The organism is Streptomyces sp. NPDC002958, assembly GCF_055563255.1.
Genome location: NZ_JBVHDS010000001.1, coordinates 671,101 through 688,734 on the forward strand (window position 1 = coordinate 671,101; position 17,634 = coordinate 688,734).

General features: G+C 70.2%; 14 protein-coding genes and 1 pseudogene. 4 read left to right on the forward strand and 11 right to left on the reverse strand.

The features are described 5' to 3' along the window. Positions 1 to 29: 29 nt before the first annotated feature. From ACZ3IC_RS03160 to ACZ3IC_RS03170, 3 genes are all read right to left on the reverse strand, one after another. Complete coding sequence (locus ACZ3IC_RS03160; RefSeq protein ID WP_467411939.1) at positions 30 to 1,961, reverse strand: ATP-binding SpoIIE family protein phosphatase; 1,932 nt, start codon at positions 1,959 to 1,961, stop codon at positions 30 to 32. A 382-nt stretch (positions 1,962 to 2,343) separates the two neighbouring features. Continuing rightward, on the reverse strand, positions 2,344 to 3,042 hold the full coding sequence (gene fomD / locus ACZ3IC_RS03165) for a cytidylyl-2-hydroxypropylphosphonate hydrolase (protein WP_467411941.1): 699 nt from the start codon (positions 3,040 to 3,042) through the stop codon (positions 2,344 to 2,346). A 44-nt stretch (positions 3,043 to 3,086) separates the two neighbouring features. Further along, positions 3,087 to 4,523, reverse strand: coding sequence for a class II fumarate hydratase (locus ACZ3IC_RS03170; protein WP_467411943.1), 1,437 nt, complete (start codon positions 4,521 to 4,523; stop codon positions 3,087 to 3,089). A 142-nt stretch (positions 4,524 to 4,665) separates the two neighbouring features. Between ACZ3IC_RS03170 and ACZ3IC_RS03175 the strand changes: the two genes are divergently transcribed. After that, a complete protein-coding gene (locus ACZ3IC_RS03175) occupies positions 4,666 to 6,195 on the forward strand; it encodes a ricin-type beta-trefoil lectin domain protein (RefSeq protein ID WP_467411944.1) in 1,530 nt (509 codons plus the stop codon). A 67-nt stretch (positions 6,196 to 6,262) separates the two neighbouring features. On the opposite strand, the gene ACZ3IC_RS03180 is transcribed toward ACZ3IC_RS03175, so the two are convergent. From ACZ3IC_RS03180 to ACZ3IC_RS03190, 3 genes and pseudogenes are all read right to left on the reverse strand, one after another. Continuing rightward, a complete protein-coding gene (locus tag ACZ3IC_RS03180; RefSeq protein ID WP_467411947.1) occupies positions 6,263 to 7,564 on the reverse strand; it encodes a M18 family aminopeptidase in 1,302 nt (433 codons plus the stop codon). Between the two features lie 490 nt (positions 7,565 to 8,054). Continuing rightward, a pseudogene (locus ACZ3IC_RS03185) lies at positions 8,055 to 8,255 on the reverse strand (MFS transporter); the annotation flags it as partial. Positions 8,256 to 8,410: 155 nt separating this feature from the next. Beyond that, positions 8,411 to 10,078, reverse strand: coding sequence for a fumarate hydratase (locus ACZ3IC_RS03190; RefSeq protein ID WP_467411948.1), 1,668 nt, complete (start codon positions 10,076 to 10,078; stop codon positions 8,411 to 8,413). A gap of 215 nt (positions 10,079 to 10,293) precedes the next feature. Between ACZ3IC_RS03190 and ACZ3IC_RS03195 the strand changes: the two genes are divergently transcribed. Continuing rightward, a complete protein-coding gene (locus tag ACZ3IC_RS03195; RefSeq protein ID WP_467411951.1) occupies positions 10,294 to 10,956 on the forward strand; it encodes a DUF1707 SHOCT-like domain-containing protein in 663 nt (220 codons plus the stop codon). A 172-nt stretch (positions 10,957 to 11,128) separates the two neighbouring features. After that, entirely contained in the window at positions 11,129 to 11,512 is a 384-nt protein-coding gene (locus ACZ3IC_RS03200) for a WhiB family transcriptional regulator (RefSeq protein ID WP_467411953.1), read from the forward strand. Positions 11,513 to 11,703: 191 nt separating this feature from the next. On the opposite strand, the gene glpX is transcribed toward ACZ3IC_RS03200, so the two are convergent. Then, entirely contained in the window at positions 11,704 to 12,735 is a 1,032-nt protein-coding gene (gene glpX, locus ACZ3IC_RS03205; RefSeq protein WP_467411954.1) for a class II fructose-bisphosphatase, read from the reverse strand. Positions 12,736 to 12,877: 142 nt separating this feature from the next. Between glpX and ACZ3IC_RS03210 the strand changes: the two genes are divergently transcribed. Next, positions 12,878 to 13,396 carry a DUF4245 domain-containing protein gene (locus ACZ3IC_RS03210; protein ID WP_467411956.1) on the forward strand — a complete coding sequence of 173 codons (519 nt, stop codon included), beginning with the start codon at positions 12,878 to 12,880 and terminating at the stop codon, positions 13,394 to 13,396. A 95-nt stretch (positions 13,397 to 13,491) separates the two neighbouring features. Here ACZ3IC_RS03210 and ACZ3IC_RS03215 read toward each other — a convergent pair whose 3' ends face one another. From ACZ3IC_RS03215 to ACZ3IC_RS03230, 4 genes are all read right to left on the reverse strand, one after another. After that, the gene (locus tag ACZ3IC_RS03215) at positions 13,492 to 14,082 is read right to left on the reverse strand and encodes a malonic semialdehyde reductase (RefSeq protein ID WP_467411957.1); all 591 of its coding nucleotides are present in this window, start codon (positions 14,080 to 14,082) and stop codon (positions 13,492 to 13,494) included. 230 nt (positions 14,083 to 14,312) lie between these two features. After that, complete coding sequence (locus ACZ3IC_RS03220) at positions 14,313 to 14,579, reverse strand: exodeoxyribonuclease VII small subunit (RefSeq protein ID WP_467411959.1); 267 nt, start codon at positions 14,577 to 14,579, stop codon at positions 14,313 to 14,315. A 97-nt stretch (positions 14,580 to 14,676) separates the two neighbouring features. Then, positions 14,677 to 15,888 carry an exodeoxyribonuclease VII large subunit gene (xseA, locus tag ACZ3IC_RS03225; protein ID WP_467411960.1) on the reverse strand — a complete coding sequence of 404 codons (1,212 nt, stop codon included), beginning with the start codon at positions 15,886 to 15,888 and terminating at the stop codon, positions 14,677 to 14,679. A 258-nt stretch (positions 15,889 to 16,146) separates the two neighbouring features. Further along, the gene (locus ACZ3IC_RS03230) at positions 16,147 to 17,565 is read right to left on the reverse strand and encodes an APC family permease (RefSeq protein WP_467411962.1); all 1,419 of its coding nucleotides are present in this window, start codon (positions 17,563 to 17,565) and stop codon (positions 16,147 to 16,149) included. Positions 17,566 to 17,634: the final 69 nt, after the last annotated feature.

Below are 17,634 nucleotides of genomic sequence, written 5' to 3' on the forward strand. Positions count from 1 at the left end.
CGGACCCCCTCGCTGCCTCGTCCGGCCCCCTACTGGCCCCGGGTCGGCATCTCGAACCAGACCACCTTGCCGGTCGAAAGACGCGTCGCCCCCCACCGCCTGGCCAGCCGGTTGACCAGGAACAGGCCGCGGCCGCCCTCGTCCATGTCCCGGGCCCGGCGCTGCCGGGGCAGCTGCGGGGCGTCGTCGCCGACCTCGCAGCGCAGGATGTCGGTGCGCAGCAGCCGCAGCGTCACCGGCCGCTCCGCATAGCGCACGGCGTTGGTCACCACCTCGCTGACGAGCAGCTCCACCGAGTCGGAGAGATCGTCGAGCCCCCATCGGCTCAGCGCCAGGCGGGCCAGCCTGCGGGCCTGTCCCGGAGCGGTTTCCTCCGGTTCCAGGTGCCAGTACGCGACATCACTGGGCGCGATCCCGTCGAACCGGGCGGCGAGCAGCGCGATGTCGTCGTCCCGGTCACCGGGGCCGAGTATGTCCAGGACGTCGTCGCACAGGGCCTCCAGTGGAGGCGAGTGGTCCGGGCCGGTGAGCTGGGCGGTGGCGGCGAGCCGTTCGCGCAGTTGCTCGATCCCGGTCCAGACGTCCCGCAGCCGGGATTCCACCAGACCGTCGGTGTAGAGCAGCAGTGTGGCGCCCGCGGGCGCGTCCAGCTCGACGGCCTCGAAGTCCACACCGCCGACGCCGATCGGGGCGCCCGGCGGCACCCGCAGCACCTCCGCGCGGCCACCCAGATGAAGCAGGACGGGCGGCGGATGCCCGGCGTTGGCGATGGTGATCCGGTGCGCGACGGGGTCGTACACCGCGTACAGGCAGGTCGCCATGCGGTCGCTGCCGAGGCGCTGCGCCTGCTCGTCGAGGTGGTGCAGCACCTCCTGCGGCGGCAGGTCGAGCCCCGCGAGGGTCTGCGCGGTGGTGCGCAGCTGGCCCATGATCGCCGCGGACGTCATGGAGTGGCCCATGACGTCGCCGACGACCAGGGCGACCCTGCTGCCGGGCAGCGGGATCGCGTCGTACCAGTCGCCGCCGACCCGGGCCGTCTCGGCGGCCGGGAGATAACGGGAGGCGAGCCGGACGCCGGTCGGTTGCGGCAGCGAGTCGGGCAGCATGGTGCGCTGCAACTCGTCGGCGATGTACGCCTCGCGTCCGTACAGCACGGCCTTGTCGATGCCGAGCGCGGTGTGCGTCGCCAGTTGGGCCGCGACCAGCAGGTCATTGGCCTCGAAGGACGGCCGCCCGGTACCGCGAAGGAAGACTGCGGCGCCGATCACCCGCCGCCGTCCGCGCAGCGGAGCGAGGATCGCACGGTGCCCGGTGGGTACGGGCCGGCCGGTGCCGAGCAGTTCGGGCAACGCGGCACGGGCCGCCGCGGAGTCCCCGAAGACCGGCCGGACACCGCGCAGCACCTCGGCGAGCGCGCCGCCCGAGCGGACCTCGCACAGCTCGGCCGCCGGGGGCAGATCGCCGTGCGGATCGATGGCGGGCAGCCGCAGACGTTCGATCTCCGACGAGGTCTCGGTCTCCTCCTCGTTCAATCGCAGCCGGTCCGACCGGCGCAGCCGCAGCACGAAGGGGGCGACCGGCCGCTCGTCGCCCACCGGGAGCGGGTCGCGGAGGTAGACCAGTATGGCGTCGGAGAACGTCGGCACACTGGCCCGGCACAGGCCCAGCACGATCTCGTCCAGGTCTATGCCGCGGGCGATCCGCCGGGTGGCGGCCCCCACGAAACGCAGCCGGTCGCCCTCGCGACGGGCCGCGGCATGTGGGTCGAGTCCTGCGGGGCCGGTGCTCGCCGCGGAAACCGCCGGATTGGCTCCCGCGCCCGGCGCCGGGGCCGGGCCGGGGATCGCGGCGGCGGCAGGGGAAGCAGCCGACGCGGCATCCTGCTGCCGCGGCCGGGTGCGTTCCTGCGACCGGGCGGCGAGAGGCTGCCGGCCTTCGTGGGAGGTGGGATGCTCCGTCACGCGTGGGGTTCCGTCCGTCCGGGCCGGTTGTATGAGGCAATCACCTCGTGGGGCGCCACTGTGCCCCGGCAAGAGCGGCGATAACAACGGCTGTCACCGGATGCCCCCGACTGAGGGGCCGAAACCGGATGCCCGCAGCGAGGTTCGGTGACAACGTTTCCAGCGACGGGGAAAGCGACAGCGAGCACGTCTCCACCCCCTCGTAGTGGCTCATACGGTTCATACGACTGATGTGGCTCATACAGCTCATACAGCTCATGCGGTGCGTGGTGCTCGTGCGATGACTTGCAGTCAGGTCCGGTACCGCGCCCGCCGGTTGGAGCGGAGCGGCCCTTCCCGGAGGGCGATCCTACGTTTGCCCCCCTGGGGTGCATCAAGGGTCTCACGACGGCATATGCGAGGGGGTACGGTCCCAGTCATCCGGGAGCGCGGGAACGCGCCAGCGCGGATCGGGCCGCCAGTTCTCCCAGCCGTCCCGGAACGGCGTGCCCCAGTCCCGGATCACCTCGACGGCCGCGCGGCCCGCCTCCCGTACCCGCTGCGCGGTCTGCGGGGTCATCAGGCCGACCCGCTGCGCCTGGGCGAACTCGTCCTCGTCGCGCCAGACCCAGCTGCGGTCCGGGTACACGGAGATGTCGAGAAAGTGATCCTCGGAGTCGATGCCGCCCGCCCAGCGGGTGCGCGGTTCCTCCAGGTTCACGTACCAGCTGCGGAACTGCCAGCCGGCCTCCCAGAACAGCCAGACCGACCAGGGGTCACCGGGACGGGCGAGCTTCAGCACGCCATTGCCGAGCCAGGCCGAGCGGGCGGTGGTGCGCGGAGCGGTGTAGCGGGTGGCGAGCGGCTCGTCGTGCACGTCGCTGCCGTTGGCCAGCACCGGCTTCACACATTCGGTGCCGGGTGCCACCCATACGGCGAGCAGCTCGTCGGTGTCCTGGACGACGGTGACGGGGCGACAGATGTGGACCGGGCCCGGGGCGGGGCCCGGCGTGGCGTCCCGCGGCAGCGGGCCGTTGCCGCGGTAGCGCCACAGGATCTGATCGCCCGGCGCCCAGTGCTCGATGTATCCAAGACCTGCCATGGGCAGATCTTAGAGATGCCGCAGCTCCGTCGCCGCGACGCATGTCACGGGCGGGTCATACGCAACACGTCCAGCGCCTCGTCGAGCTGCTCCACCGTGAGGTCGCCGCGCTCGACATATCCCGAGTCCAGCACCACCTCGCGGATCGTCCTGCGTTCGGCCAGGGACTTCTTGGCGACCTTCGCAGCCTCCTCGTAGCCGATGTACTTGTTCAGCGGGGTGACGACCGACGGCGAGGACTCCGCGTACTCCCTGGCCCGCTCCACGTTCGCCGTGATCCCGTCGACCGTACGGTCCGCGAGCAGCCGGGAGACATTGGCCAGAAGCCGCACCGACTCCAGCAGATTCTTCGCGATGACCGGAAGCATCACATTCAGTTCGAAATTGCCCGCCGCGCCCGCGACGGCGACCGTCGCGTCGTTCCCCATCACCTGGGCCGCAACCATCAGGACGGCCTCGGGAATGACCGGATTCACCTTCCCCGGCATGATCGACGAGCCCGGCTGGAGGTCGGGAAGGCTGATCTCGGCCAAACCGGTGCGCGGTCCGGACGCCATCCAGCGCAGATCGTTGGAGATCTTGGTGAGCGAGACGGCGAGGGTACGGAGCTGGCCGGACGTCTCCACGAGGCCGTCCCGCGCGCCCTGCGCCTCGAAGTGGTCCCTGGCTTCGGTGAGCGGCAGCCCGGTGACGCGGGCGACCTCGGCGATGACGGCGGCCGGAAAGCCGGGCGGGGTGTTGATGCCGGTGCCGACGGCCGTGCCGCCCAGCGGCAGCTCCGCGAGGCGGGGGAGGCCGGCGCGCAGCCGCTCGACGCCGTACCGGATCTGTGCCGCGTAGCCGCCGAACTCCTGGCCCAGGGTGACGGGCGTGGCGTCCATCAGGTGCGTGCGTCCCGACTTCACGACCGTCGCGAACTCGGCGGACTTGCGCTCCAGGGCGGCGGCCAGATGGTCCAGGGCCGGGATCAGCTCGCCGGTGACGGCCGCGGTCGCGGCGATGTGGATGGAGGACGGGAAGACGTCGTTGGACGACTGTGAGGCGTTGACGTGGTCGTTCGGGTGGACCTCGCGGCCCAGGCGTTCGGTCGCGAGGGTTGCCACGACTTCATTGGTGTTCATGTTGGACGAGGTGCCGGACCCGGTCTGGAAGACGTCGATCGGGAAGTGGGCGTCCCAGCGTCCCTCGGCGACCTCCTCGGCGGCCTCCTGGATGGCCAGGGCGATGTCCGGGTCGAGCACCTTCAGTTCGGCGTTCACCTTGGCGGCTGCCGCCTTGATCCGGGCCAGGGCCTCGATGTGGGCCCGCTCCAGGCGCTGGCCGGAGATCGGGAAGTTCTCCACCGCGCGCTGCGTCTGGGCCCGCCACCTGGCGTCCTTCGGCACCCTCACCTCGCCCATCGAATCGTGCTCGATGCGGAAATCCGTACCGCCCGCCGGGGCCGGTGCGGGGGCCTGTGCCGCGGCCTGTGACTCGTCCATGGGGTTCAACCTCCTGAAAAAGTTGAGCACTTGTCTTGTTCTGTGTATTCCCAAGTCGCCTACCGACCAGTAAATACCGGGGGTGCTGCATTTTCCCGGGGGACGACCCCCGTACCCCCGTGCAGCAACCCGGGGAGGCGCAATGAGGCGCACCAGGCACAGACTTCGCCGTACGGTCGCGGCCGCCGCGGCCATGGCGGCGGCATTCGGCGGTATGGCCGCCGCCGCAGGACCGGCGGGCGCGGCGGACCGGTCCGGCACCAGCACTACCGCATCCACCCCCCTGTCGCCCGAGCTGGAGGCCATCCGCGCCGCCGAAGCCACCCGGCTGTACGGCGACCCGGCCGAACGTCCGCTCGCCGACCGCAAGACCGGGCTGATCTCGCTCGGCGACAGCGAGATCTCCGGCGAGGGCGTCGGCACGTACGAGTCGGGCACCGACGGCCCCGACAACTGGTGCCACCGCTCGCCCGACGCCGCCATCCACCGCACCGGCATCCAGGCCGACGTCACGTACAACGTCTCCTGTTCCGGCGCGTACACCGGCAACATCGTGATCGGCGGATCGAAGCAGTACGCCGACGAACTCGTGCAGAGCGACAATCTCGCCATCAAGGCACGCAACACCCGCATCAAGATGATCGTGCTGGTCGCCGGCGCCAATGACGACCTCCAGTTCGGCCCGGTCATGACGGACTGCGTCCAGCGCTGGGTGCTTTCCCAGGGGACCTGCCAGCCGAAGTACGAGGGCGGCTGGCAGGCGCGCGTCGACGGACTCGTCCCCAAGGTCGAGAAAACGGTGCGCGATCTGAAGACCGTCATGTCCGATGCCGGATACGGCAACAGCGACTACAAGCTCGTGGTCATGGGCTACCCGAGCCCCATCGGCCCGGACTTCTACGACAACCCGAACTTCCCCGGCAAGCTTCCCGGCGGCTGCGCCGGCTACGACTCCGACGCCGCCTGGGGCCGTAACGTCGCGGTCCCCGCTTTCGAGCGAGGCATGCGCAAGGCCGCCTCCGACACGGGAGCCGTCTACCTCGACAACTCCCGGCTCTTCCACGGCCATGAGGTCTGCAGCGAGAACACCTGGGCCCGCGGCCTCTACATCGACCTGTCGCACTTCCCGCCGGACTCCAACTCCGTCCGGCAGTCCTACCACCCGAACGCGCGCGGTCACGCCGCCTTCGCCTCCTGCCTGACCCAGATCTACAACTCGGGCCTGCGCGAGGCGAGCTGCGCCGACCCGGCGAGCACCGGGTCGCCCGTCCTGCAGACCGCGGCATGGGACGACGTCTTCAGGCCTCTGAAGAACGAGGCCACGGGCACCTGCGTGGACGTCCCCGCCTCGGTGACCCGCAACGACACCGAGGTCACCGGCTGGGACTGCCACGGCGGACGCAACCAGGGCTGGTGGTACGACTCCGGCACGAAGAACATTCGTACGGAGCTGAGCCACGACCGGTGCCTCGACGTTCCGGGCGCCGACTACAAGGCGGGCGCCACGCTCATCTTGTGGAACTGCTCGGGCGCGGCCAACCAGCAGTTTGTCAGGCAGTCGGGCACCTTGCGCCCGGCGGCCTCGACCGGGCTGTGCCTGACGCTCGCGACGGCCAAGGACCCGCTGAAGCTGCAGAGCTGCGACGGCAGCGCGAAGCAGCGGTTCGCGTAACTCCGTCCCGCGGTGATGGGAGGGGAGGGGCGGGGCGGTCTCGGGCCGCCCCGCCCCGGCGCATGTGTCAGCCGGACGTCACGAACGCGCCCAGGACGGCCGCCAGGTGCCCGGGATCAGCGGCCCCGCACAGCTCGCGCGCCGAGTGCATGGACAGCCCCGGCACCCCCACATCGACCGTCGCGACACCCAGCCTGGCCGCGGTGAGCGGGCCGATCGATGTGCCGCACGGCATCGCGTTGTTGGAGACGAACGGCTGCCACGGCGCTCCCGCCCGCTCGCACGCCGCCGCGAACACCGCCATCCCGGTGGCGTCGGTGGCGTACCGCTGATTGACGTTGACCTTGACCGTGGGGCCGCCGTTGGGCAGCGGACGGTGGCCCGGATCGTGTTTCTCCGCGTAATTGGGGTGCACCGCGTGCGCCATGTCGGAGGAGATGCAGAAGGCACCGGACAGGGCGCGGGACCAGTCCTCCGAGCTGCCGCCGCGCGCGGTGACCGAACGGCCGAGGACCCGTTCCAGCAGGGGGCTCTGCGCACCCGTCTCCGAACCGCTGCCGACCTCCTCGTGGTCGAAGGCCGCCAGGACGGGGATGTACGAGGGATCACCGGCCGCGGTCGCCGCCCCCGCCAGGGCCGTGACACCCGCGTGTACCGACACCAGGTTGTCCAGCCGCGCCGACACCACGAACTCCCGGTCCGCGCCGAGATACCCGGGGGGCTGAATGTCATGGAGCATCAGATCCCAGCCGAGGACGTCGTCCCGGTCCACCTCCGCGGCCGCCGCGACCCGGCGCAGCAGCGCACCCTCCTCGGGCGCCCCGAGTGCCCACAGCGGGGCGAGATGGCGCTGTCGGTCGAGGGAGAGCCCCTCATTGACCGTACGGTCCAGATGGATGGCCAACTGGGGTACCCGCAACAGCGGTTCGTCGATCTGGATGAGCCGGGATTCCACCCCGCCACCGGGGCCGCGCAGCGCGAGCCGCCCGGAGACGCCCAGATCGCGGTCGAGCCAGGTGTTCAGCGGAACGCCGCCGTAGATCTCCACGGCGATCTGCCGCCAGCCCGCGGAACCGGTGTCGGGGGCCGGCTTGACCCGCAGATTCGGGGAGTCGGTGTGTGTGCCGATGATCCGGAAGGGGGTGTGGGCGGGGGCGCCCTCGGGGACGTACCAGGCGATCAGGGCGCCGCCGCGGGCGACGAAGCAGCCGCCGGTCGTGCCCGTCCAGTCGTCCGTGCCGTGCAGTTCACGGAAGCCGGCCTTCTCCAGACGCTGGGTGGCGCTCGCCACCGCGTGGTACGGGGAAGGGCTGGCCCTGATGAAGGACAGCAGGTCGTCAGCGTGGCTGCGGTGGGGAAGCGGCGTCATACGGCGTCCGCCTTTCCGGTGTTCGACGGTGAGGGGGAGGGTGGGTAACCCGCGCCGGTCCGCTCGGTGAGGCGCGGTGTGGTGCCGTGCGGTGCGGTGTTCGAGGTGTGGGGGGTGGAACCGGTTTCTGCTTGCCCAGGGCGGTTTCCTGATGACCCGGGGCGGCGGGGTACTTCAGGAACGTTCGACAACCCACCGCAGCGGCCCGGCGCGGCGCAAGTCCGCGGCGCGGCCCGCTGCGTGAAAGCAGCGGTGCCGGAGGTGCCGGATCGGCCGCCCGGAGCTCGGGTCCGAGGTGGACGGGGGCGTACGAGGCCCGTGCCGTAGGCGTCCGGGAAGGCGTTCCGGAGGCCCGGGAGACGCGGGACCCGGTTCTCGGACACCGTCCGCGCCCGCCGGCCCCGCACGGGTGCGCCGCAAGATTGGCTGAATTCCGTCGTACGCGAACCCTCACCGCGCCTGCCCACCGCGATCGGGAGTGGGGCGCGGGGACGCTGCCTCGCCTTCGAGGCCCCGCCACCCTGATCAGGAACACCACGGCGATCACGATGGCCACCCCGTGAGACCAGGCGACGACGGTCAGCGGGCTGTGGCTGTCGAGTGCCGCCGCGACCAGGATCATGCCGACGCCGAACCCGAGATCCTCGACGGTCGCGGAGAGCCCGAACGCATGACCGCGCAGACCGGCGGGAGTGGGAGCGGGCCCGCGGGAGTGGGAACGGCCCGCGGGGGCGGGAGCGGGCCGCGGGAGTGGGAACGGCCCGCGGGGGCGCCCCGGCCGATGGAATGCGGCCGGTACGCCCCCGCGGGACCGTACCTCTCGTGTCTCCGGTACGTCTCAACTCATCAGGCGAGACCCGGCCCCCGCACCGGAATGCTGGTGAACGTCGGTGCCGGGGCGGGCTCGGTGAAGAAGTCGTTGCCCTTGTCGTCGACGACGATGAACGCGGGGAAGTCCTCGACCTCGATCTTCCACACCGCTTCCATGCCGAGCTCCTCGTACTCGACGACCTCGACCTTCTTGATGCAGTCCTGCGCCAGGCGCGCCGCCGGTCCGCCGATCGAGCCCAGGTAGAAACCGCCGTGGGCATCGCACGCGTCGGTGACCTGCTTGGACCGGTTGCCCTTGGCGAGCATCACTTTGGAGCCGCCCGCTGCCTGGAACTGCGCGACGTAGCTGTCCATACGGCCGGCCGTCGTCGGGCCGAAGGAGCCGGAGGCGTACCCCTCGGGCGTCTTCGCCGGGCCCGCGTAGTACACCGGGTGGTCCTTCAGGTACTGCGGCATCTCCTCGCCCGCGTCCAGCCGCTCCTTGATCTTGGCGTGCGCGATGTCGCGGGCCACCACCAGCGGGCCCGTCAGCGAGAGCCGGGTCTTGACCGGGTACTTGGTCAGCTCGGCGAGGATGTCGTCCATCGGCCGGTTGAGGTCGATCTTCACGACGTCCCCGGCCTCATCGAGGTGCTCGTCGGTGGTGTCGGGCAGGAAGCGGGCCGGGTCCTTCTCCAACTGCTCCAGGAAGACGCCCTCGGCGGTGATCTTCGCGGTGGCCTGGCGGTCCGCCGAGCAGGACACGGCGATCGCGACGGGCAGCGAGGCGCCGTGGCGGGGGAGGCGGACGACACGCACGTCGTGGCAGAAGTACTTGCCGCCGAACTGGGCGCCGATGCCGATCTTCTGCGTCAGCTCGAAGACCTTCTCCTCCAGCTCCTTGTCCCGGAAGCCGTGACCGGTGGGGGAGCCCTCGGCGGGCAGCTCGTCCAGGTAGTGCGCGGAGGCGTACTTCGCGGTCTTCAGCGCGAACTCGGCCGACGTACCGCCGACGACGATCGCCAGGTGGTACGGCGGGCAGGCGGCCGTACCCAGCGAACGGATCTTCTCCTCCAGGAACTTCATCATGGAGGCCTCGTTCAGCACGGCCTTCGTCTCCTGGAAGAGGAACGACTTGTTGGCCGAGCCGCCGCCCTTTGCCATGAAGAGGAATTTGTACGCGCCGCCGTCGGTGGCGTACAGCTCGATCTGCGCGGGCAGATTCGAGCCGGTGTTCTTCTCCTCCCACATGGTGAGCGGAGCCATCTGCGAATAGCGGAGGTTGAGCTTGGTGTAGGCGTCGAAGATGCCGTGCGACAGGGCCTCTTCGTCACCGCCCTCGGTGAGGACGTTCTGCCCCCGCTTGCCCATGACGATCGCCGTACCGGTGTCCTGGCACATCGGCAGGACACCCGCGGCGGCGATGTTCGCGTTCTTCAACAGGTCGAGTGCGACGAACTTGTCGTTGGACGAGGCCTCGGGGTCGTCCACGATCCGTCGCAGCTGTGCCAGGTGGGCGGGACGCAGGTAGTGCGAGATGTCGTGCATGGCCTCGGCGGCCAGGGTGCGCAGCGCCTCCGGGGCGACCTTGAGGAATGTACGACCGTCGGCCTCGAAGGTGGAGACACCCTCGGAGGTCACCAGACGGTACGGCGTGGTGTCCTCTCCCAGGGGGAGCAGATCGGAGTACGCAAACTCTGGCATTACGGCCATTCCTCACTCGGCAGACGGCGGCTGATCTCCCTTGGACAGCGCACGCACCAGGGTAGAACGCCCCACGGACACCGAAGCTGTGAGGTAAGGCTCAGTTCGGCATTCACGCGGGGGCGGCACGGAGCGGCATGGAGCGGCGCGGGGCGACACGGCGGAGGCAGGTCGGGGGCTAGTCGCGATCTATCGCGTTTGGGTACGCTGGGCCGGTGGACCTCGAAAAGCACCCCCAGCAGCCCGTAGCCGCGGCGGAGCCGGCCGGTATCCGCGCCTCCGACGCGGACCGTGACCGGATCGCGGACATCCTGCGCGAGGCGATGGCCGAGGGTCGGCTCACCGCCGAGGAACACGCCGAGCGGGTCGATGCGGTCTACCGCGCCAAGACCGTTGGCGAACTCGAGCCGCTGGTGCGCGATCTGCCCACCCCGGGAGGTGCCTCCCACGTGGCCGACGCGCTCGGCACCCACGGCCACGTGAGCCCCACGGGTCCCGCCGAGAACCTGGTGGCGATCTTCAGCAGCTCGACTCGCAAGGGGCGTTGGCGGGTCGGCGGCCGTACGAACGCCTTTGCGGTCTTCGGCAGCGTGGAGATCAATCTGACCGAGGCGCTTTTCGGTCAGAGGCTCACCGTCATCAACGCGACCTCCATCTTCGGAAGTGTGGAGATCAAGGTCCCCGAGAACATCTCGCTGCGCGGCAGCGGCACGGGCGTTTTCGGTAATTTCGAAGTCACCACACTGGAATCCGCGGACCCTGAGGCGCCAGTGGTCGTCGTCAACGGCTATTCGGTGTTCGGCAGCGTCGAGGCGAAGCCCAAGCGCGGGAAGTTCATCGCGGATCTCCAGGACCGGCTGCGCAAATACCTCGGCTAGCCAGGAGCGATGTGGTCCTCCCCTCCGAACTCCTTCGAAAACAAGCCATATTCCTGACCGGCCGCAATTCCGCAGCCCGGAACCGAGTGCCACTCAGTGCATAGGCGCGCGCACAGCGGGTAGGGAGTGCTGCGTCGTCTCTCGCTCGCGAAGCCGTCGTCAGGAGTAGACCGTGCTGCAACTGCCGCATCAGCCCCTGCAGGTCGCCGCCGTCCCTCCCCAGCGCACCCCCGCGCGGGAGGACCAGGCCGGCCCCTGGCACTCGGAGGCGGTGTGCCGCCGGGACGAAGCCGGGCTGTTCTTCGCCCCGTCGAAGGAGCCGACTGCTGCCAGACTCGCGCGCGAGGAGTCCGCGAAGCGGGTCTGCGCGCGCTGCCCGGTGATGGTCGAATGCCAGGAACACGCCCTTATACAGCCGGAGCCGTACGGGGTGTGGGGCGGCCTCACCGCTGCCGAACGCCGTGTGGTGCTCGCCCGTCGCAGACGGCGCGAGATGGAACTCAAGGCCTCGTCCGCATCCTCCGGCGCGACGGGCCGCATAGCCGCAGCGGGCTGACCGGACAGCATGCGGGCCGGCTGTTCGCCTTCGTGCCGAGGGTCCGAACCGCCGGGGTGCCGAGGGCCTGAACCGCCGGGGTGCCGAGGGTCCGAACCAATGTCCCCGCGTCCGTACACGCGAAGAGGCGCCCCCACCGCACACGGGGGCGCCTCTTCGCGTCCTTCTCCCCGGACGCCGGGGAGAAGGACCTACTTCGCGCGGTCGAAGTCGATTGCGCTGTAGGCGCGCAGCTTCGACAGCCGGTGCGTCGAGTCGATCTTCCGGATGGTGCCGGACTTGGAGCGCATGACGATCGACTCGGTGGTCGCCGTTTCAGCGCGGTACCGCACCCCGCGCATCAGCTCACCGTCGGTGATGCCGGTCGCGACGAAGAACACGTTGTCACCGCTGACCAGGTCGTCGGTGGACAGCACCCGGTCCAGGTCGTGCCCGGCGTCCAGCGCACGCTGCCGCTCGGCCTCGTCCTTCGGCCAGAGCTTGCCCTGGATGACGCCGCCGAGGCACTTTATGGCGCAGGCCGAGATGATGCCCTCGGGGGTGCCGCCGATGCCCATGAGCAGGTCGACGCCGGTCCCTTCGCGGGCGGCCATGATCGAGCCCGCGACATCGCCGTCGGAGATGAACTTGATCCGGGCGCCGGTCTCCCGGATCTCCTTGACGATGCCGTCGTGGCGGGGGCGGTCGAGCACGACGACGGTGACGTCCTCGGGGGCGGAGTTCTTCGCCTTCGCGACGCGGCGGATGTTCACCGAGACAGGGGCGTTGATGTCGACGAAGTCGGCGGCCTCGGGGCCGGTGACCAGCTTGTCCATGTAGAAGACCGCGGACGGGTCGAACATGGCGCCGCGGTCGGCGGCGGCCAGCACGGCGATCGCGTTCGGCATGCCCTTGGCGTTCAGGGTCGTACCGTCGATCGGGTCCACGGCGATGTCGACCTCGGGGCCGGTCCCGTCACCGATGTGCTCGCCGTTGAACAGCATGGGGGCTTCGTCCTTCTCGCCCTCGCCGATGACGACGATGCCGTTCATCGAGACGGTGGAGACGAGGGTCCGCATGGCCTTCACGGCGGCGCCGTCGGCGCCGATCTTGTCGCCGCGGCCGACCCAGCGCCCTGCTGCCATGGCGGCGGCCTCGGTGACCCGGACCAACTCCATGGCGAGGTTGCGGTCGGGGGCCGCCGGGGAGACCTCGAGCTGAGACGGCAGATGATGTTCGGACATCGGAGCGCACCTTTCTGTACGACGACGACCGGAAGAGGGTGCTCTGACTCTATCGTCAGGTCGATAAAATGAGCAGACCGGGTCACGTATGAGCGGCCTGCCCCCGGGTCGGCTCGATTGGGCCTGATGCGACCATGGACCCGTGGCTAGCAAGCGAGGCAAGCAGACGGTGCGGGACATGTTCCTGTCGATGGCGGTGGTCTCCGCTGCGGCAGGGGTTGTTTACATCTTCGTTCCGCACGACGAGAACGCCAACCCGGTCAAGGCGATCGACTACCGGGTGGAGCTCCAGACGGCGCAGCGCGCGGCACCGTACCCGGTGGCCGCCCCGGTCGGACTGGCCAAGGAGTGGAAGCCGACGTCGGTCAGTTACGACCGTGAGGCCGGCAACAGTTGGCACCTGGGCTTCCTCGACCCGGACGGCAAGTACGTCGCGGTGGAGCAGTCCACGTCCCCGACTAAGAAATATGTGACCGAGGTCAGCCAGGACGCCAAGGACACCGGGCGTACGCAGCAGGTCGCGGGCGAGGCCTGGCAGCACTGGAAGGGCGAGAAGTACGACGCCCTCGTGCGTCAGGACAAGGACGCGACCACGGTGGTCACGGGTTCCGCCTCGACGGAGCGGCTGGTGCAGATGGCCGCCGCGCTCAAGTCGTCCTGACGCCGTCGGGGCATGTGCCTCGCACAAGGCGTACAGAGAGGGCCCTGGAGTCACTTGGTGCTCCAGGGCCCTCTCTTCTGTACACGTGGCGACGATCAGACGGTCGTGACGACCTCGTCGTAGGCGAGACGCGGCAGACGCGGGAGCCAGGCGTCCTCGCCCGGCTTGCCGATGTTGACGACCATCAGCACCTTGTGGTCGGCGTCCAGGAACTCCTTCTCGATGCCCGCGGCGTCGTAGCCGGTCATCGGGCCCGCGGCCAGGCCGGCGGCGCGGACGCCGATGATGAAGTACGCGGCCTGCAGCGCACCGTTGAGCGAGGCGGAGGACTCGCGGACCGGGCGCTCGGAGAAGAACGCGTCCTTGGCCTGCGGGAAGTGCGGCATCAGGGCCGGGAGCTCCTCGTGGAACTCGTTGTCGGCGACCAGGATGGCGACCAGCGGGGCGGTCGAGGTCTTCGGCTGGTTGCCCTCGGCCATGTGCTTGACGAGGCGCGCACGGGCCTCGTCGGAGCGGACCAGGACGACGCGCAGCGGCGACTGGTTGAACGCGGTGGGGCCGTACTTGACCAGGTCGTAGATCGCCTGGACCTGCTCCTCGGTCACCGGCTCGTCGGTGAAGGTGTTGGCGCTGCGGGCCTCGCGGAAGAGGAGGTCCTGGGCGGCGGGGTCAAGGGCGAGGGGCATCTTGCGTATTACCTTCCGGACGTACAAGTGGATCAAGCAACGGCGACCACGGTAAGGGAGAGGTACGTTAACTTTCAACTAAAGCGGAAGCTGAGTGACTCGTCGCACAGCGTGGACCTCTTGAGCCGCAGCCGACCGGGGCTCGGCCGCAGGCGCCGCCCTGTCCTCCCTGCCCCTGTCTGCCCCGCAGACCTCACCGTCATCGTGGCCGGGCTGGTCCCGCGGAAGTCTCAGCCGTTGTCGGCGGCCGTGCCGTCGCTGTTCTCCTGGGGGTCGGCAGGCCCCGCCAGGGCCGCGTCCAGCCGTGCGCGCGCGCCTTCCAGCCAGTGCCGGCACACCTTCGCCAGCTCCTCACCCCGCTCCCACAGCGCGAGGGACTCCTCCAGCGTCGTACCGCCCGCCTCCAGGCGGCGCACCACCTCGATCAGCTCGTCGCGGGCCTGCTCGTATCCGAGCGTGCCCGTCGCGCCAGCCGCTGTGGTCCCGTCGTCCGTCATGCGCTCCACCCTACGTTCCGGCCCACCAGGAGCCTGTGACCTCGCTCGCCCGCCGTCGCGGTCGAGCGCCCTCCGCCGATCCCTCGCTCGCTCCCGCTCACTCACCCACCCGCACCGCGAACTCGCCCCCCGAAACCCGCGCCCGAAGCACATCGCCCGGCGCCCCCGCATCCGCGGGAGCCCGCACCACATGGCCGTCCGCCCGCTGCAGCACCGCATACCCGCGCTCCAGCGTCGCAGCGGGCGACAACGCGACCACCCGCGCCCGGGTATGGGCGAGCTCCGAGTCCGCCCGGTCCAGCAGATGCCCCAGCACTCGTCGGCCCCGCCCGATCAGCGCATCGACCTCCGACGCCCGCTCGTCCACCATCCGCAGGGGATGCTCCATCGACGGCCGACCCAGCGCATGCGCCAGCCCCCGCTCCTCCCGGTCCAGCAGCCCCCGTACCGTCCGCAGCGCACGGTCGCGCAGCTGTTGCACCCGGTCCAGCTCCTCGCCCACATCGGGCACGACCTTCTTCGCCGCGTCCGTCGGCGTGGAGGCGCGCAGATCCGCGACCAGGTCGAGCAGCGGGGAGTCCGGCTCATGACCGATCGCCGACACCACCGGTGTACGGCACGCGGCGACCGTACGGATCAGCTGCTCGTCCGAGAACGGCAGCAGGTCCTCCACGCTGCCGCCGCCCCGCGCCACGACGATCACGTCGACGTCCGGGAGGTCGTCCAGCTCCTTCACGGCCTGGACCACCTGATTCACCGCGTGCACCCCCTGCACTGCCGTGTTGCGCACCTCGAACCGCACCGCGGGCCACCGCCGCCGCGCGTTCTCCAGGACATCGCGCTCGGCCGCCGAGGCCCGCCCGCAGACCAGTCCGATCAGCTGCGGCAGGAACGGCAGCGGCTTCTTGCGGTCGAGCGCGAAGAGCCCCTCCGAGGCCAGCGACTTCTTCAGCCGCTCGAGGCGGACCAGCAGCTCACCGATGCCGACCGGCCGTATCTCCGTAGCCCGCAGGGACAGCTGACCGCGGGGCGCGTACCACTCGGGCTTGGCGAGGACGACGACCCGCGCCCCCTCCGTCACCACATCGGCGATCCGGTCGAAGACCTGGCGGAAGCACGTCACGCTCACCGAGATGTCCTGCGACGGGTCGCGCAGCGTCAGAAACACCACGCCGGCGCCCGGCCGCCGTGACAGCTGGGTGATCTGCCCCTCGACCCAGACAGCCCCGAGCCGGTCGATCCACCCTCCGATCAGCCGCGACACATCACCGACGGGCAGCGGAGCTTCCGGGGACGTTTGGAGAGCCATGCGAGCGAGCGTATCCGCCCCCACCGACAATCAGCCGCAGACGGCGGATGGCGGACGGCGGGCGGCGGACGGCAGACGACCGACGCGACCGAGGACGACCGAGACGACCGAGGTGACCACGGATGACCGAGACGACCACGCACGACCGAGGCGACCAAGAACGACCGAGGCGACCAAGAACGACCCAGGCGACCACGGACGACCCAGGCGACCACGGACGACCGAGACGACAACATGCACTCCGGCTCGCGCCCCGCCTCAGACCGTGCGCCGCCCCCACTGCAACGCCAGCACCACCAGCCCCACCCCCAGCCAGCACACCCCCACCACCTGAGAGCTCGGGGTCGCCTCCACGATCACCGCGATCAGCACCCCCGCACCCACCACCGGCACCAGCACATGCCGCCACCAGATCGGCGGCCCCTCCATCCGGCGTACGGCGAACCAGCCGACCACCGACGCGTGCAGCAGCACGAACGCCGTCAGTGCACCGATGTCGACGACCGACACCAGATGGTCGAGACCGTTGTCGCGCCGGGCAGCCCAGACCGCCGCCACCAGCGTCACCGCCGCGGCCAGCAGGATCGCGACCCGCGGTACCCCGGATCGCGGATCGACCTTGGACAGCAGCGCGGGCAGCCGCCGCGCCCTGGCCATCGCGAACAGCAGCCGCCCCGCAGCCGCCTGCCCGGCCAGCGCCGCGAAGGCCGCCCCGATCGCCTTGCTGACCGCCACCAGATCGTGCAGCCAGGTCCCGACCGAGGAGTCCACCGTGTCGTAGAACGCCGATCCCTGAGCCGCCGGATCGGCGGCCAGCTCCGCCGATGTCATCGGCTCCAGCAGCGCGGCCAGATACGTCTGCGCCACGAACAGCACACCCGCGAGGACCAGACAGAACAACACCGCCCGCGCCACCTGCGACGAGCCCCCCGTCCCCTCCTCCGCGAACGAAGCGATCGCGTCGAAGCCCAGATACGACAGCACGGCCACCGACACCGCCCCCAGTACCGCGGTCGAGGAGAAACCGGAATCACCCGTCAACGGAGTCAGCCAGCCGCGCTGAGCCCCGTCCCGAACGAGAACCACCACCGCCGACACCAGGAACACCAGCAGCACCACGATCTCCATCGCGAGCACCGCGAAGCCGACCCGGGCGGCAGCCCGTACACCCCAGAGATTGAGCAGCGTGGTGACGACGACCGCGAGCGCCGTCCACACCCACTGTGACACCGACGGCACGAGCGCATTCAGCGCGATCCCGGAGAAGAGATAGGCGACCGCCGGGATCAGCAGATAGTCGAGCATCGCCATCCACCCGGCGACGAACCCCGGCCCCTCCCCGAGCCCCTTGCGCGCATACGCGAAGACCGAGCCCGCCAGCGGGGCCACGCGTACCATCTGGGCGTAGCTGAAGGCCGTGAACGCCATCACGACGGTCGCCGCGACATAGACCAGCGCGACCGCTCCGTCCGATTTCGCGTCGAGCGTGCCGAACACTCCGACCGGCGCCATCGGCGCGATGAAGAGGAGTCCGTAGACCACCAGATCCCGGAAGCCGAGCGTCCGCCGCAGCCTGCCTTCCTCCTGGTGCGCCCCCTGCGCCTCCTGCGCCTCCTGCGCCTCCGTAGCCCCGCCGCTGCCGCTGTCGGCGCCGCCGCCGTTGCCGGTCCCCGACATGAGCCCTCCGTTGATCGCGTACGCATCAGTCTCGCGACCCTGCCGATCATCCGCGCGTTCGACTCGGCC